Raw genomic sequence first — 232 nt, forward strand, 5'->3', positions numbered from 1 at the left:
GGAAGGCCCGGTGGTGGTCTTCGAGTTCGGCGGCTGCCTGCACTTGGCCGAAAACCTGAACACCGTCGATGAAGTCCGCCCGGCCAAAGCGATTTCCTACTATTTTTGCGACAGCTTCCTGAGCAACGTCACCGCCGACTGGGCCGCCGAGATTGATGAGCTGGTGCGACAGTGCGGTGGCGGTAAACGCATTGCGATTGAAAGTGCCACTTCGGCCGCCGCATTCGAGCTG

Annotated in this window: 1 pseudogene; it reads left to right on the top strand. The window is 60.3% G+C overall.

Going from position 1 to position 232, the window contains the following annotated elements:
* Nucleotides 1-232, top strand: a pseudogene (locus tag SB764_RS44970) (hypothetical protein); the annotation flags it as partial.

It is taken from the genome of Paraburkholderia sp. SIMBA_027 (genome assembly GCF_046535315.1).
In the GTDB taxonomy this organism is placed as follows: domain Bacteria; phylum Pseudomonadota; class Gammaproteobacteria; order Burkholderiales; family Burkholderiaceae; genus Paraburkholderia; species Paraburkholderia tropica.